Below are 14,964 nucleotides of genomic sequence, written 5' to 3'. Positions count from 1 at the left end.
TGTATGACTATAAATTGAAAGGGGTCAAACGATGAATCTCAATAAGATTAAAATAATAAATCCGGAACCGGACTTAGATATTGAAGCATCTTACAATTTCATTGATTTTTTGTTCAATAGTGGACCGCTTTTCGCGTTTTCAAAAAATCCAAGTGATAATTCAGGTTTGAAGTTTGAGGTGACAAAAAAGACACAGCCTGTAAAAGGCCGTGTGATGCTTGAGTTTGCCAGCGCAGGTAAAGAATACTGCGTACATATGTGTGAGGCGGAGGAACAAGAAATAATTGAAGTCCGACGCAGGGAATTAGAAAGAATGGGAGGAGGAAAGAAATAGTGAGAATTATGATAGGGAATCTCCATATTTTTGTAGATGAAAAAAGCTCTGACTGCTGTAAATTGGAAATAGCCAACAGCCAGAGTAGAAAGAAAATCGGCACGTTAACTTTAGAGGAAAAAGCACCAGGAGTGTTTATTTCAACAAACCATCAATTTTTTGAACGATCCGAATCTGATATTCTCCATCTTTTAGAACTCCTTCAAGAGAAAGAGAATAATCGCGGTAATCAGGAAAATCATACGACTTAAATATCGCTGTATGTCTCTTTTCCTTATGGAAGGAGTAGCAGCGATGAAAAAACCATTTAGTATCCGTTTCAAGCTCATTTTCTATAAATGACTCCATTTTAAATGCACAGGGACAATAATAATGGAAATCTTCTTCTGTTTTATAAATGTCTTTACTCAGCATAGTTTCACCCCCCTGTCTTATACAGGGACATTATACCAATAGGAGGATACAACATGAATAACACTTTAAATTTAATCGAATCAAACGGACAATTTCTTGCTGACAGTCGAGAAATAGCTGAATTGACTGGTAAACGACACTCTGATTTGATTAGAACGATTAAAAGTTATATTGATACGATAACAACCAACGCAAAATTGCGTTCGTTAGATTTCTTCATACCTTCAACTTATGAAGATGGAAAAGGAGAATTGAGACCACATTATTTATTAACAAAAAGAGGCTGTGAAATGGTTGCAAATAAAATGACAGGTGAAAAGGGTGTGTTATTCACAGCTGAATACGTTACAAGATTTAATGAAATGGAGCGCCACTTACAAACGGACTATTCACAGTTAAGCCCACAGCTTCAACATATGATCCGTCTTGAGCAAAAACAGAACGAACAAGACAAACGTTTAGGCAAACTTGAAAACAATTTGAGTATCGACTCCTTTCAACAAAATGTTATCCAAAAGCAAATTAAAAAGCGTGTGTATGAAATACGTGATAGATACGATGACAGCCCAGAGGGGACACGTCGCCTATTTTCAAGTATTTACCGAAATTTTAGAGACGCTTTCGCAGTGCCTTCATACAGGGATTTAAGAAAGTTAGATTTTGAGGATGCTAAGGCATGGATTAAAACATGGCGGCCGTTAATTTAGGAGGATGAGAATATGAATAAATTTGAGTTTTATAGTCGTGTAAAAGCTTTAAAAGTAGAAGTGGATCATGTAACGAAGGAATTTCATGCTTTCATCAATGACACATACAAAGCCTTTTGGCGTGGTGTTGATCGTATCGCGGAATCTAATTTGATGTATTTGTTTGTTGGCATGACTGAGGCGGATATTCCTGAAAAAGTGAGTGAAGACCTACGCAAATTTTTCAACGTAGATAAAATTATATCCGTTTCAAAATATAGTCCGTATAACAGCTTGGTGTGGATCAAACGATTACAGCGGGAAATGAATCGTGGAGAAATCACCGCTTCTAAATATCGCCAGCGGTTGCTGTCCATTTTAGCCGAGATTGAGGATTTAGAGGCAGCGAATGAATCTACAGGGAAAATGGGCGGAAATTCCATTGTTGATATTAAGCAAGAAATTGAAAAAGCAGTTAATTTAAGTCCCTCTTATCCGGAAAACCTTGAGAAGCATTTAGTCTTGTCAATGGATTTCTTGAAAATGAAAAAGAATGATTTTTTATCTCTTCTGTCTATAGATCATAGCAAAGAAAGAGCGGCTGAAATGAGAAGCACAATTGATAATATGCCAGATGAAATAGATTTTAATAGGTTCATGCTTGAGGTATTTGTGAAAAATATTGAGTCGCCAGATGATGATGTTTTCTTTGATATTTTCTATAGAGGTGTAATGGATCGAATCATAAGCGGGGAGATTGATACTTCAAAAATATTACATGAGGTTATTAAAGAACCGATTCAAGTGTATAAAGCTGAAAAAGACGAATATGGCCGCATCACCTCAATAGAGAAGGATCGGCCAAATCTCACATTACTCTAAGATGTAAGAGTCAAACATACGGTCAAGAAAGAGTGTTGCCGCACTTTTTCTTGATTTATTCAGATAGACAATACCACGACTTAACGAAAATATCAATCTAATAAATCAAATGCGAGGAGAGTTCAATTATGAAATTAATGGGTACGCCTACTAAAATAGCTGCTATTGGTGAACAGATCGGTGCGGATATAAATAACACGACTGTATGCGGTAAGTATTACGACGCCGGCATGGTTACTATGCTCAAATTGATAGCAACCAAGTCTCTGCATGAGAGGTTAGACAGTGATTTCGAAAAAATCGAATTGTCCCAAAAAACATGTAAGTCAAATGAACGAATGAATGAGCTTTATGCATTGTTAAGCGAGAAGCTGCCTACAGATTTAAAGCCGCTTTTGCAGGACTTTGACGAGGCTTATTCAACAAAAGCAGCATATGAAAGCGAGGATGCTTTTATTTCAGGATTTATAGCCGGTTTCCGTTATCTCATGGGAGAAGTGGCTTATAGCGATGAATTGAATTTTTACAAGTAAAAGGTGATTTTAATGATTGGTTGGATAAAGCTTCATAGAAAAATACAAGATCACTGGATTTATCAGGAGAAAAGAAAGTTCTCAAGATATGAGGCTTGGCTCGATCTCCTGATGTTGGCCAACCATAAAGACAATAAAGTCCTTTTGGGTAATGAGCTGTTGCTTGTTGAAAAAGGCAGTTTCATCACTTCGGAACTCAAATTGATGGAGCGTTGGTCCTGGGGAAAAGGGAAGCTGAGAAGTTTTTTAGAAATGCTAGAATCGGACGGAATGATTATTAGAAAAACGGACCGCAAAAAAACCACCATAACCATATGTAATTACAGCGTTTATCACGATTCCGAAGAAACAAACAGACCACAAGCGGACCACGAACGGACTATGAACGGACTGTCAGCGGACACAAACAAGAATGATAAGAATGTAAAGAATGAAAAGAATATAAATACTTCTCGTCTCAAATATGAAATTTGCGACATGGAGAATGCGGAATTTTTATTTAAAGAAATTCTTAAAAATAATCCTGAAGCTAAAAAGCCCAATCTGGAAAAGTGGGCTAATGAATTTAGGTTAATTCGAGAAAGAGACAAGCGGACAGATGATCAAATTAAATACTTAATCAAGTGGTCACAACAGGACAGCTTTTGGAAAACCAATATCCTAAGTCCATCCAGTCTTCGAAAACAGTTTGATAGACTTGTGACCAAGATTAAGAGCGATAAAGAACAGGAGACATCAAAGAGAACTGTTATACCTAAAGGAGAGGAGTTTAATTTGGATGATTAAAAAACAAACCTTCGAAATTATGTCTCTTATCAAGCAATACTTTGAACATTTTGAGATTACGCAAGACAAAATTGATTCTTGGCATGAGCTTTTGCAAGAAGCTGAATACGAGGAAGTACGCCGCAATCTAATCAACTTTTGCCGCTTGAATAAGTTTCCGCCGAAGGTTGCGGACTTGTTGAATGCAAAGCCTGCAACAGTTGACCGGATGAATGCAATTCCGTCTGTAGAGGAAACAAAAGAGTATCTTGCGAAAATGGCTGCTCCTAACGAGCTAACAGATCAAGAGCGGGCATCCATAGAAAAATCAAAAGCAGAAATCAGACGAATGCTTGGGATTGGTGATTAAATGGACACGAACCAATTTTTATACAACATAGATGCGGAGCAGTCCTTTCTAGGGGCGCTCCTTTTAGAGCCTGAACTAATAAAAGACAGTCGGATTAAGCCGCTACATTTATCACAGTTCAAACATAGAAATCTATTAGCTGCGATGATTGAACTAGATTCTAAAGGTATCCCGATAGATTTGGTTGCAATCGTGGAGCAAGTAGGACGTGACAACATCGGCAGCGTTGGCGGACACAAATATTTATCCGACTTAACCGAGTCTGTGCCGACTACCGCCAATATTTCTTTTTACGAAAAGCTTATATTTGAGTATTGGCAAAAAAGAGAAATGAGCAAGATTGCGGAAGAAATTAAGCAAAATGCCGCTCATGAAGATGTGTCCGCAACTATTCAAACTAGCATATCCAATTTAATGCGTTTAGAAGACGCCACAGGCGATGAAGAGGACGGGGCAATACAAAATGACCTATTAGACATTTACGAGGAGCTAGCGACCCCAAAAGGGGAAATTACCGGTATGCGAAGCGGCTTTGCAGAGCTTGACCGAATGACGTCAGGTTTTCAAAAGCAAGAATTGGTCATCATTGCCGCTCGGCCATCTGTCGGGAAAACTGCTTTTTGCTTAAACGTTGCGGCGAATTTTATGGGGAGTTCATTAAATCAATATAGCGGCGGCGCAGTAGGTATTTTCTCTCTTGAAATGTCACGTAAGCAGCTCTTAAAAAGAATGGCGTCCATTCTCGGAAATATCAATGCAGATGCAATGAGAACAGGAAATTTGACGGCTAATGATTGGAACAAGCTTTCACAAGCAAATGGTATTCTCGGTTCCGCTGATCTAAAAATATTTGACCGCCCGGGCGTCACAGTAAATGAGATATGGTCAAAGGCAAGGAAAATGAAACGGGAGTATGCCGGCAAAGATATCTTGATCATTATTGATTATTTGCAGCTGATTACAGGATCAGCAAAACATAGGGGGAACAGAACACAGGAAATAGGCGAAATAAGCCGCATGCTCAAGCATATGGCACGAGAGTTAGACATTTGTGTGATTGCTCTTAGTCAGCTTTCAAGGGGCGTTGAACAGCGGCAGGATAAGCGCCCAATGATGTCTGATATTAGGGAATCAGGGCAAATCGAACAGGACGCGGATGTCATTGGGTTTCTTTATCGGGACGATTATTATGACAAGGAAAGCGAAAGTAAAAACATAATTGAAATCATTATTGCAAAACAGAGAAACGGTCCTGTTGGTACTGTCTCACTGGCGTTCATTAAAGAATACGGCTTGTTCTTAAATTTGGAGCGCAGATTTGACAGTTAGAGATTGGTATCGAGAAGCGCTGCGGCATAATTATTATTCTCTCATTCTGCTGATAGAGTTTTTGGTTTATGAGAAGAAAACCATAAAACTGCAGGATCCGGAACAGGCGCTTAATTTTTATTTGCAGGAAAGATTTAAGGATAAAATGAACGCTTATTTGTTGGCATACGAGCAGCGGGTTAAAAGGAGTGAAACAGTTTGAGATTAATCAATTTAGATCATATAATTGAAAGAGATAAACTTGTAATAGACACGAAACAGCATGATTGTTTTGCGGTTATTCTATCCAATGGAGCTGCGAGGATGGTCCCGCTCCCCACATATGGGGAAACAAAGATCATTACAAATCAAGGCAAGGTTACCCGCGTTAAATGGGATGAGGGTGAGTTGTTTAATTGAATAAATGTCCAAGACGGAAAGCCTGCGGACACTGAACCTACAGCAATAGCGCTGTTTGTTCGGTGTCCTTTTTTATTTTGAATAATCAGGAGGTAAATATGAATCAAATGACATTAAACCTGCCTCAGATTGACGAAGAAGCCACTAAAGCAAAAGCAGAGCAGCTGCTTGATCAATACCGGTTATATCTCTTACAGGTGCCAGATGATTTTTTACCAAAGGTTACACCAACTTATAGTATTGTTCCTCCGAGTATTACGAATGAATTTCATTCATCGACAGAAGATGCAGCATTAAAACGCCTTGATTGGGAGATTCAGCGTGACAAATTCTTGAAAAGGATTCAAAGGGCTGTTAACCGGCTTACTCAAAGAGAACGGCAAATCATTGTCATGCTCTATATGCAGCCGGAAGAACTGTGTGATTATGAAGTTTATACGGAAATGAATATGAGTCATCGGAACTATTACCGAGTGAAGGCAAAAGCTTTCTACAGACTAGCGTTTGCTCTACGAGAAGAAGTGTACAAGAAGAGGCAGGAAAGTGCTTCTATTTGATAGAAATGAATGTTAGAAAATGGAGAAAATGATATTATCGTGTTACAGGAGGTGATCCGAATGAGTAGAGGTGCTGGATCAAAGAAAGAACAAAAAGGTATGGTTTGATGACTTTTACAATCACGTATTAGGAGGTGAACAGTTATGAGCAGAGGTGCAACAGGTTCACGTTTAGATCAAAAAGGCATGTATTGAGATTTGTAAAAAGGATGGTGTTTCTTTTGAGCAGAGGAATGACAGTAAAATAACTTTGGCACAAATTTGGCACTTTAACGGCACATCATTTTGTTTTAAATAAGGTATTATGGTAACAGGTAATAAAATAAAAGCACCCGCCCTGTTGGGAGAGTGCTTTTATTTTTTGATATGAGTTAAGCCTCCTAATGTTAACAGAGGATCAACATAGAGGGAGGCTTAATCTCAGTGGATTAGGTAGGTATTAAGCAGCGATATTTCTGCTTACATATAAGTATACACTCAAAATATGGTTTGAATCAATTTATAATCTGCACAATACAGAATAAATAAAGCCTCACGTTTGATGACAAGGGTCGGATGAACTCTCTCGAAACGTGAGGCTTTAACAAGAGCGAATGGATCAACGGTGGGTGCATTCACTCGTAGAAGGATTATTTCCATGAAAAGAAGGTTTTATTCATCTTGTAGAGTGCTTTTTTTAAGTGCGGTGGCGGTTTAGAAAGAATGTATCCAAGCGCTTTCCCAATCGGGAGGGCGTTTTTATTTTGCGGAAAGGGAGCGATATTGGATGGAATTGAAATTAGCGAACAGAAGTATTTTTGATTCACTTGAAGAAGCGCTATCAAAAAGAGAGCTGATTGTTACAAACAAAAGGCAAAGAAAGATTGGAAAAACAACAGCGTTAATGCTATTTGCTGAAAGAAAACGGCTGCCTGTAATTGTCCGGCAAATGCTCAAACGAGATTACTCAAAGAAATACCCAAATGTACAGATATTCGGGCATAAAGAGGTTGTTGATCGTGACGGACTACCTCTTACGGTTTTGTGTGATGAAGGAGTACCAAAAAAAACTATTGATTTCTTAAGGAGTAGGTGGATTGAGGTTTCAGGGTTTTTAAATGAATCATTCACAGAAGAAAAGTCTTTTTCTCCTGTTGAATGCGTTAGGGAAGCAGTTGAATATATTGGTGGCAAATATGCAACGCCTGTGATTGGCATTGGTACTGCTATTCCAGCAGGAGATGTCGAAAGCCTAGAACCACAGCCTTTAAAATCGGCAAAGAAAGCGCCTTTGCTGCAAATTGAGCTTGAGGATATTGATTCGGTACCGCGTGTTTTCTACAAAGGTGAGAAGATTACCAATCGTATTGCAATAGATTTCGAGTGGCGAACAAGGGGAGACGATAAGGCTGGTTCTACCTATATTCGTATCAAGCATGGCAACGATTCCGATAAGGGAATAGCAGTTGAGACGAAGGAACTGGCGGTTGGTGAAAAAGCTTTAGAAAAATGGGAGGAATAGAGATGAAATTATTATTAGTTCAAGCTGATGCTAGAAATTTAACAAAGGAAGCAAAAGAAGAAATAAAAAGCGAATTGGAAGAAGGTATCGCACAAGGTTTTTACGTTTATGATAAGAGCCTTGATATTTCTGTTGCTGAAATAGAGGATGTAGCGATTGGAAAGATTGAAGCACCGGATTCTGGTCTTTTCGAGGTTGGAAAACAAATGTATTGTCATGGTTCTCATTAACGGGCCGGTTGGGAGGAATTGAAGCATTGAAGCAGTCTACGAACACCCGTTTATGACAACGTGGTTTATATTCTGGTTTTTCTTATGTCTTGATGGAATAACAACCAAAATTAAAAAGGTGAATTGAGGAGGAATAACAATGACTAAACAAATTATCAACAAAACAGCTCACGGCGTAATGGTGTGGGATACCGAGGAAAAACGTTCATACCTGATGACAAACGATGAAGCAGCCAAGCTTGAGAAGGAGCAAGGCACAACGGAAGAACCTGCAGCAGATAAGGCAAAGGAAAAGCCAAAGCAGAAGAATACCAAAACAGAAACTAAGAAAGAAGAAACGACTGACGGCGAATGAGGTACTGCATTTCTAACGGCTGCACCTCGTTAGTCGAGGAAGGCACATACTATTGCGCTGACCATAAGCCAAGGAAAAGAAGGCGTGACGGTTTTCAGTCTGCTAATAAATCATTTTATAGAACAGATGAATGGAAAGACATGAGATCATATGTCTATCAACGTGATAAAGGCGTGTGTCAGTGTTGTGGCAAATTCGTATTTGGTCGAGATGCTCACGTTCATCACATTGAACCAATTTCAGAGCGTCCAGACTTAAAGCTAGATGAAGAGAATTTGATTCTGTATTGTCCGAAGTGTCACGCCGAAGAAGAAAACAAAATTAAAAAGAAATCCCCCCCTACCATTTTCCAAAAATACTTTTAGTTTGGGGATAGGATAGGGGGAGTCACGCGTGTATTCAAATGAAATTTTAAAGGGGGGTGCATAGGAAAAATGGAAAAAATGACAAAACAGCAGCGTGCAGCACATACCAGAAAATTGAATAAAATTCGCAAAGAAGAAGAGGAAAAAATCATTGGTTGGTTGAAAGAAATCGGCACCTATTCCCATACCTTAACACCCCTCATTGAAACATATTTAGATGCTCACCTTGTCTATACGGTAATGTATGAAGAATGGCGGAATGAAGGCTTTCCAGCTACTAAAGTTCATGTGAATAAAGCCAAAGCTAAAAACGAAATGAAGCATCCATTAGCGCAACAAGTCGCTGACTGGAATACCAAAATAAGCAAGCTTTTAGAGCAGCTGGGCCTGACGCCTAAAGTCGTAAAATTATTAGGCGGGGAGTCAAATAAAACAAGTGACGCTTTCCAGAAATTGCGCGATAAATGGAATGATGACAAGTGATAGAGAAGGGGAAGAACTACGCTCAAGAGTATGCAGAGAAGGTGCTGAAAAACAAAAAACTGCACTGTAAAACGGAAATAAAAGCGGTGGAGCGCTATCTTCGCTTGAAAAAGAAAAAGGGAATTCGGTTGGATGTTGATAGCGCAAATTGGGCTATGGATTTTATTGAAACTTTCTGCAGATATAAAGAGGGTGAGGTTGCCGGTCAAAACATCCGGCTCACAGATTGGGAAAAATTCAATCTTACTTGTATTTTCGGTTTTCTTAAAAAGAATCGATTTAATAAAGAGGTTCGATTGATTAGAACATCTTATATTCAGATTCCAAGGAAAAATGATAAAACCACGCTTGCGGGCGGCGTCGGCAATTATATGCTATTCGGTGACGGAGAGTTAGGAGCGGAATGTTTCTGTGCAGCTACTGAACGGGCACAAGCCGACATTGCAGCCTCCAAAATTATCTCGTCAATAGAAAACAGCCCAGATTTAAAAAGTCGGGCCACAATCTATAAGAATACAAATAAGGTGGTCTATTCTTATACAGTTGATGGCAAAAAGTTTGAGAATACATTTAAGCCTCTGTCGAAGAATACAACTGGCTTAGATGGATTTAACCCTCATTTTGTTTTGCTTGACGAAGTACATGCTCATGGAAATGCTGATATTTATGATGTATTAAAATCCGGAATGGGTTCAAGAGCGCAGCCTCTAATGTTCATAATCAGTACAGCTGGAAAAGGGACAACCTCTGTCGGACTGCAAATCTATGAATACGCAAAGCAGGTTTTAAGTGGGGCGCACGATGATGATTCATGGTGGGTTTATATTACCGAACCAGACAAAGGAGACAAGTGGGATGATCCTGCTGTTTGGAAAAAGGTAAACGTCAATTATAACGTTTCTGTTGATGCTGACTATTTGCATGAGCGTTTTAAAGAGGCGCAGCTGTCCGCAGAACGTAAAGACGAATTTATGGCCAAACATTTGAACGTTTTCGTTCGCAGCACCGGAACCTACTTTGACAAAGACATTGTTCAAAAAATGATTGAAGATGAAAACGGTGATCTTATAAAAGATTTAGGTGACTTATCAGGGGAACAGGCTATTATTGGTCTTGACCTTTCACGGACAACCGACCTGACTTGTGTGTCTATCAACATTCTTTCTCATAACGAGGAAGGGAAATCCATGCTAAAAGTTAAACAAATGTATTTCATTCCTGACCACAATCTTGAGGGCAGGGAGAAATTAGAGAACGTCCCTTATCGGCATATGGCTGAAAAGGGCTTTTTGACGTTGTGCCCCGGTAAAACAATAGACCATGACATGGTTGTCGACTATATTGTGGAATGCTCACGAATCTATAGCGTAGAACAAGTGAATTATGATCCGGCTTTGTCTCAGAAAGTAATAGAGGCGCTTGAGGCTGAGGGTTTTAACTGTGTAGAAGTCAAACAATATTCAAATGTGCTTAACGCTCCGTTCGATGATGCAGAGGTTTTAATGTTTGAAGAGCGGATCAAAACGGATAATCCCCTTTTTGTTTATTGCACTGAGAACGTTGTGGCAGATAAAAACTTTCAGGGATTGAAGCGGCCTTCGAAAAAGCAAAGTAAAGCAAAAATTGACGGCTTTGTAGCGTTCTTGAATGCTCATAAGGAATCTATGATGATGCTTGTTGACTATGATGGGGACGAATACGACGCAATGCTTGAAGAATTGTACAGGTAGGGGGTGAAAAAGTGGGGGTTATTCGGAGTGTTCTGGATTGGATGAGCAAACGGAGCTTTAATTGGGTAGGCAGTTCTTATTTTAATTATGGTTCATACCTAAATGATGAAAATATACTGAAATCAAGCGACACTTACAACTTGATGAAGCTGATCAGTGATCAAGTTGCCTTGGCAGAATTTGATGTTGAGGACATAGTGACGGGAAAGAAATCTAAAGACCCGCGGGCTGCTCATGCTTTGCGGGTTTTATCATGCCCAAATGATTATTTGACTAGCTTCGAATTCAAAAAGCTGCTCACAAACGTTTATTTGCTTCGTGGTGATGTTTACCCGTTTTATGACGGGAGCCAGCTGCACATTTTAAATAATGCTTATTCAGAGTTAACAAATTCAGGAGTAGAAAAAATTACAGTTGCCGGCGAAGTAGTGCCGGGGTACATGGTCAGGCATATAAAAAACATCGGGCTCAGCCATATAGAAGGCGTGGGCCTTTTAGAATTGGCGAGGGAAACGCTAGAAGGCGTGATGAACGCTGAAAAAGCGTTAACCGAAAAGTATAAAAAAGGCGGGCTCATGGCTTTCCTCCTTAAATTAGATGCTCACTTGTCACCAACAAACACAACTCAAAACAAAACAGTCAAAGCCATTTTGAAACAACTTGAAGATATTAAGGATTCAGGGAAAACAAAAATGATTCCTCTAGGTAAGGGATACAGCATAGAGGCTCTTGAATCACCCGTCGATGATGAGAAAACGCTCAAATACCTGAGCATCTATAAAAAGGATTTAGGGAAGTTTTTCGGGCTTGATAAGGACTTGCTGGACAAGCTCGAAGAGAAAGACATGGAACAAGCCATGATGAAACTTTATACAAGTTGCCTAAATCCTATCTTTCGCAATATAGAAGAACATTTGACCATCCTGCTGTTTGGCAAAAACAGCGGGCTGCGTCTCAAGCTGCGTCACAATCTTTTAGACTATGTCGGAATGAAAACGAAAACCGATATTGCTTACAACTTGGTTCGAACCTCTATTGCTGCTCCTGATGATGCTCGGGAAATGCTGGGCTTCAAACGGTTGGATACAGAAGAATCAAGCAAGCTTTATATCAGTAAGGACCTCGTTGGGCTTGATCGTCTTGGTGACAGCTTGAAAGGTGGTGAGGATGATGGATAAGGAGCAACGGACGTTTCATATTAGCGGGTTGGAAATCAGAAGTCTTGATGAACAGAAGGAAACACCACAAATAACAGGTTACGGTGCGGTATTCAATAGTCCGGCAAACATCGGAGGGATGTTTACTGAGGTTATTGCGCCGGGTGCCTTTTCAAGAGCCCTTGCAAATCAGTCAGATGTAAGGGCTTTGTTTAATCACAATTGGGATTATGTACTCGGTCGGACACGCAGCGGCACCTTAACGTTAGAAGAGGATGACAAGGGGCTTAAATTCACGGTTACGCCTCCCGCAACGTCATGGGCCAGCGATTTACGCAGCAGCATGGAACGCGGTGACATTAATCAGTGTTCTTTCGGTTTCAACGTCATTAAGGACGAATGGAACTATGAAACTGAGCCGGTGACACGGACGATTCAAGAGGTTGAGCTTTTTGAAATTAGCGTAGTGGCGTTCCCGGCTTATGAGGAAACTGAGGCGGTTCTCCGTTCCGGTGACATTTATAAACGAGCGAAAAAAGAACACGAATTACGGATGAAGAAACAGCAGATCATTAATAAAATTCAGGAGGCTACAAAAAAATGAAAAAGATTCTTATGAGACGTAAAGCGGCAATCGAAGCACGAATGAAAGAAATCCGGGCCGATTTGGAAGGCGATAAAACAGAAGCTTCAGCGGTGGAACAGCTACAAAAGGAAGTTGATGATTTAGCTGCAGAATTAGAAGAAATCAAAAAAGCGTTAGAGAATCCAGATGAAGACGAAGATCCGGAAGATGACCCGGCAAATGATCCAGCTGCAACAACTGGCGGCGGAGAAGGTCGAACGGCGAATGATCCTGACCCAAATGAGAATCGCAGTAGCATTGATCCAGAGAAAAGAAATGCTATTGTGAATAATATTATGCGTTCATTGTCATCTGAAAGCCGTACAAAGGCGAAAGAAGGTGAGCAGCGTAAAGCCTTTGCAAACTTACTTGTCGGCCGCATCAGCGAATCTGAAGCGCGTGCAATGGGTGTTGAAACATCAAACGGAAAAGTATTGATTCCAGAAACGCTGTCAAAGGAAATTATCACTTATGCGCAAGAAGAAAACTTGCTGCGTAAATATGGCTCTGTGGTAAAAACAAAAGGTACACAGGGGTATCCTATTCTTGTTAAAAAGGCTAAAGCGCAGCGAATTAAAACAGAAAGAACACAAGACAATCCTATTACTCAAACTGATATTGATTTTGATGAAGTGTTCTTGAACCCTTCTGAGGTCGATGCTCTTGTACTCGTTACGAAAAAATTACTTGCTATGACTGATATGCCTGTAGAACAAGCAGTCATTGAAGAACTAAAGAAATCTTATGTTGATGAAGAAGCGAACTATTTCTTTAATTCTACAGACAACCCGGGTTCTCTGATTCAAAAAGCCGTTGCATTTACACATTCTGATACAGACGTTTATAACAAACTTGTACGCTTGAAAAATACAGTACCAACATCAAAGCTGAAAAATGCACGCTGGATGATGAATAGATCAGCACTTACGGCAATTGAAACGTTGAAAGATAAAAACGGAAATCCACTTTTACGTGAATCCTATATTGAAGGATCGTTCGGATACAAAATCCTCAACTTTCCTGTGGATGTTACTGATTATGTAGACGCTGGCACGCCGGATGTACCACGTTTGTATTTTGGTGATTTTAGCTCATTCCACATTCAAGACGTTATTAATTCTATGGAAGTCAGCAAGCTTCTTGAAAAATACAGCGATACAAACCATGTGGGCTTTAAAATCTGGCATTTGAATGATGGTCAATTGGTCTATGGACCGTATGAGCCGACTGTATTCAAATTGGAGTTAACAGATGGCGCTACATCGGCTTAACGACAGGTTAATAGAGCACTTGAAACTAGATGACAGCGAAGAAGAGTCTTTGCTGTCTTTTTATTTGGAGTCGGCCACGAATTATATCAAAGCTGCTACAGGGTACGAGAATGATCATCTGATTATTTTGCTTGCCGGTATTTTTTATGAATACAGGGTGACAGAGAAAAGTATGGCCCTTGCTGTCGATGCTTTAACGCCGTTAATAATATCGGCGGAAATGAGAGGTGAGGACGGTGGGAGTGAATCCGGGGAATCTGAAACATCGAATTAGAATTGAGAAACGGGAGCCCGGGCAAGACCCGGTTACTCGAAAGCCGAAACATCTCTGGACTCTATTTGCAAAATCATGGGCTGAGATTATGCAGCCAAAGGATCGTTGGATCATCCAAGCAGCTGCAGAGCATCAAGAAAAAACAGTCTGGTTCCGGATAAGGCACCGAGAAGGCATAGAAGCTGGAGAAATGCGTGTCGTTTATAAAGGGCAGCCTTACAAAATAAAAGAAGTGATTCCGGATTTACAAAATAAAGGACTCATGACGCTCCAATGTGAGGGGTGGGACAATGAGAGTATCACTTGATATTGAGGGTTTAGACGATATGATCAGTCAGTTGGAGAGAAAGGGAAAGGACATGCAGAAAGTAACGCCCAAAGCCCTGAGAGCCGGCGGACGTGTCCTTGCTCAAGGCATGAAAGACGAGGTTCCTGTCTCAGACATTGATCATGTGCATATAAGGGATGACATTAAAGTCAGGCAGACGCCTAAAAAAGACCGGCCGATGCCTGATGTCATCACCTTTGATATTGGACCCGGTAAGGAAACAGCGTGGAGAGCGCGGTTTGTTCATGACGGATTCGTGGCTGCTAACGGCCGATTCGTCAGGGGTAATCCGTTTGCCGTCCGCGCTTTTCGTATTAAGAAAGAACAAATAGTGCAAGCCATTGCGCGAGAGTATCAAAAGGCAATGAGGTGATAC

General features: G+C 40.2%; 23 protein-coding genes. All 23 read left to right on the top strand.

All coding sequences use genetic code 11. The features are described 5' to 3' along the window. Window positions 1-31 precede the first annotated feature (31 nt). The 23 genes from NSQ83_RS15570 (at window position 32) to NSQ83_RS15460 (ending at window position 14,961) form a co-directional block, all read left to right on the top strand. Window positions 32-334 carry a hypothetical protein gene (locus NSQ83_RS15570; RefSeq protein WP_327839358.1) on the top strand — a complete coding sequence of 101 codons (303 nt, stop codon included), beginning with the start codon at window positions 32-34 and terminating at the stop codon, window positions 332-334. Next, window positions 334-585, top strand: coding sequence for a hypothetical protein (locus tag NSQ83_RS15565; protein WP_142396772.1), 252 nt, complete (start codon window positions 334-336; stop codon window positions 583-585). The genes NSQ83_RS15570 and NSQ83_RS15565 overlap by 1 nt, the downstream gene beginning before the upstream one ends. Before the next feature lie 216 nt (window positions 586-801). Continuing rightward, window positions 802-1,455: a Rha family transcriptional regulator gene (locus NSQ83_RS15560; RefSeq protein WP_339238647.1), complete on the top strand. Its 654-nt coding sequence runs from the start codon at window positions 802-804 to the stop codon at window positions 1,453-1,455. 12 nt (window positions 1,456-1,467) lie between these two features. Then, on the top strand, window positions 1,468-2,316 hold the full coding sequence (locus tag NSQ83_RS15555; RefSeq protein ID WP_327839356.1) for a hypothetical protein: 849 nt from the start codon (window positions 1,468-1,470) through the stop codon (window positions 2,314-2,316). Window positions 2,317-2,444: 128 nt separating this feature from the next. Continuing rightward, complete coding sequence (locus NSQ83_RS15550; RefSeq protein WP_327839355.1) at window positions 2,445-2,849, top strand: DUF6809 family protein; 405 nt, start codon at window positions 2,445-2,447, stop codon at window positions 2,847-2,849. A 12-nt stretch (window positions 2,850-2,861) separates the two neighbouring features. Further along, entirely contained in the window at window positions 2,862-3,635 is a 774-nt protein-coding gene (locus NSQ83_RS15545) for a Replication protein O (RefSeq protein WP_327839354.1), read from the top strand. Further along, window positions 3,628-3,984 carry a replicative helicase loader/inhibitor gene (locus NSQ83_RS15540; protein ID WP_019712247.1) on the top strand — a complete coding sequence of 119 codons (357 nt, stop codon included), beginning with the start codon at window positions 3,628-3,630 and terminating at the stop codon, window positions 3,982-3,984. Before NSQ83_RS15545 ends, NSQ83_RS15540 begins: the two co-directional genes overlap by 8 nt. Further along, entirely contained in the window at window positions 3,985-5,313 is a 1,329-nt protein-coding gene (gene dnaB / locus NSQ83_RS15535) for a replicative DNA helicase (protein ID WP_327839353.1), read from the top strand. It abuts the gene before it with no gap. Next, window positions 5,303-5,515 (top strand): hypothetical protein, encoded by a 213-nt coding sequence (locus NSQ83_RS15530; RefSeq protein WP_041345541.1) that lies wholly within the window; start codon window positions 5,303-5,305, stop codon window positions 5,513-5,515. The genes dnaB and NSQ83_RS15530 overlap by 11 nt, the downstream gene beginning before the upstream one ends. Beyond that, window positions 5,512-5,712, top strand: coding sequence for an XtrA/YqaO family protein (locus tag NSQ83_RS15525; protein WP_014471604.1), 201 nt, complete (start codon window positions 5,512-5,514; stop codon window positions 5,710-5,712). The genes NSQ83_RS15530 and NSQ83_RS15525 overlap by 4 nt, the downstream gene beginning before the upstream one ends. A gap of 98 nt (window positions 5,713-5,810) precedes the next feature. Continuing rightward, window positions 5,811-6,269 carry an ArpU family phage packaging/lysis transcriptional regulator gene (locus tag NSQ83_RS15520; protein ID WP_327839352.1) on the top strand — a complete coding sequence of 153 codons (459 nt, stop codon included), beginning with the start codon at window positions 5,811-5,813 and terminating at the stop codon, window positions 6,267-6,269. Window positions 6,270-7,035: 766 nt separating this feature from the next. Beyond that, the gene (locus tag NSQ83_RS15515) at window positions 7,036-7,770 is read left to right on the top strand and encodes a hypothetical protein (protein WP_327839351.1); all 735 of its coding nucleotides are present in this window, start codon (window positions 7,036-7,038) and stop codon (window positions 7,768-7,770) included. Between the two features lie 2 nt (window positions 7,771-7,772). After that, a complete protein-coding gene (locus tag NSQ83_RS15510; RefSeq protein WP_327839350.1) occupies window positions 7,773-8,000 on the top strand; it encodes a hypothetical protein in 228 nt (75 codons plus the stop codon). A gap of 139 nt (window positions 8,001-8,139) precedes the next feature. Beyond that, window positions 8,140-8,355: a hypothetical protein gene (locus tag NSQ83_RS15505; RefSeq protein WP_327839349.1), complete on the top strand. Its 216-nt coding sequence runs from the start codon at window positions 8,140-8,142 to the stop codon at window positions 8,353-8,355. Continuing rightward, complete coding sequence (locus tag NSQ83_RS15500; RefSeq protein ID WP_327839348.1) at window positions 8,352-8,720, top strand: HNH endonuclease signature motif containing protein; 369 nt, start codon at window positions 8,352-8,354, stop codon at window positions 8,718-8,720. Before NSQ83_RS15505 ends, NSQ83_RS15500 begins: the two co-directional genes overlap by 4 nt. 69 nt (window positions 8,721-8,789) lie before the next feature. Then, window positions 8,790-9,203, top strand: a complete 414-nt coding sequence (locus tag NSQ83_RS15495; RefSeq protein ID WP_017695862.1) for a P27 family phage terminase small subunit — start codon at window positions 8,790-8,792, stop codon at window positions 9,201-9,203. Next, window positions 9,200-10,933, top strand: coding sequence for a terminase TerL endonuclease subunit (locus NSQ83_RS15490; protein ID WP_042975083.1), 1,734 nt, complete (start codon window positions 9,200-9,202; stop codon window positions 10,931-10,933). The genes NSQ83_RS15495 and NSQ83_RS15490 overlap by 4 nt, the downstream gene beginning before the upstream one ends. Before the next feature lie 11 nt (window positions 10,934-10,944). Beyond that, the gene (locus NSQ83_RS15485) at window positions 10,945-12,111 is read left to right on the top strand and encodes a phage portal protein (RefSeq protein ID WP_017695864.1); all 1,167 of its coding nucleotides are present in this window, start codon (window positions 10,945-10,947) and stop codon (window positions 12,109-12,111) included. After that, on the top strand, window positions 12,101-12,694 hold the full coding sequence (locus tag NSQ83_RS15480) for an HK97 family phage prohead protease (RefSeq protein WP_026113656.1): 594 nt from the start codon (window positions 12,101-12,103) through the stop codon (window positions 12,692-12,694). The genes NSQ83_RS15485 and NSQ83_RS15480 overlap by 11 nt, the downstream gene beginning before the upstream one ends. Next, window positions 12,691-13,986 carry a phage major capsid protein gene (locus NSQ83_RS15475; RefSeq protein WP_042975084.1) on the top strand — a complete coding sequence of 432 codons (1,296 nt, stop codon included), beginning with the start codon at window positions 12,691-12,693 and terminating at the stop codon, window positions 13,984-13,986. Before NSQ83_RS15480 ends, NSQ83_RS15475 begins: the two co-directional genes overlap by 4 nt. After that, window positions 13,967-14,260, top strand: a complete 294-nt coding sequence (locus NSQ83_RS15470; RefSeq protein WP_042975085.1) for a head-tail connector protein — start codon at window positions 13,967-13,969, stop codon at window positions 14,258-14,260. The genes NSQ83_RS15475 and NSQ83_RS15470 overlap by 20 nt, the downstream gene beginning before the upstream one ends. Further along, window positions 14,223-14,567: a phage head closure protein gene (locus NSQ83_RS15465; RefSeq protein ID WP_063177491.1), complete on the top strand. Its 345-nt coding sequence runs from the start codon at window positions 14,223-14,225 to the stop codon at window positions 14,565-14,567. The genes NSQ83_RS15470 and NSQ83_RS15465 overlap by 38 nt, the downstream gene beginning before the upstream one ends. Next, a complete protein-coding gene (locus tag NSQ83_RS15460) occupies window positions 14,551-14,961 on the top strand; it encodes an HK97-gp10 family putative phage morphogenesis protein (protein WP_042975091.1) in 411 nt (136 codons plus the stop codon). Before NSQ83_RS15465 ends, NSQ83_RS15460 begins: the two co-directional genes overlap by 17 nt. Window positions 14,962-14,964 lie beyond the last annotated feature (3 nt).

The organism is Bacillus sp. PS217 (assembly GCF_037963535.1).
GTDB classification, from domain to species: domain Bacteria; phylum Bacillota; class Bacilli; order Bacillales; family Bacillaceae; genus Bacillus; species Bacillus subtilis.
This window is presented reverse-complemented; position numbering and strand designations above follow the sequence as displayed.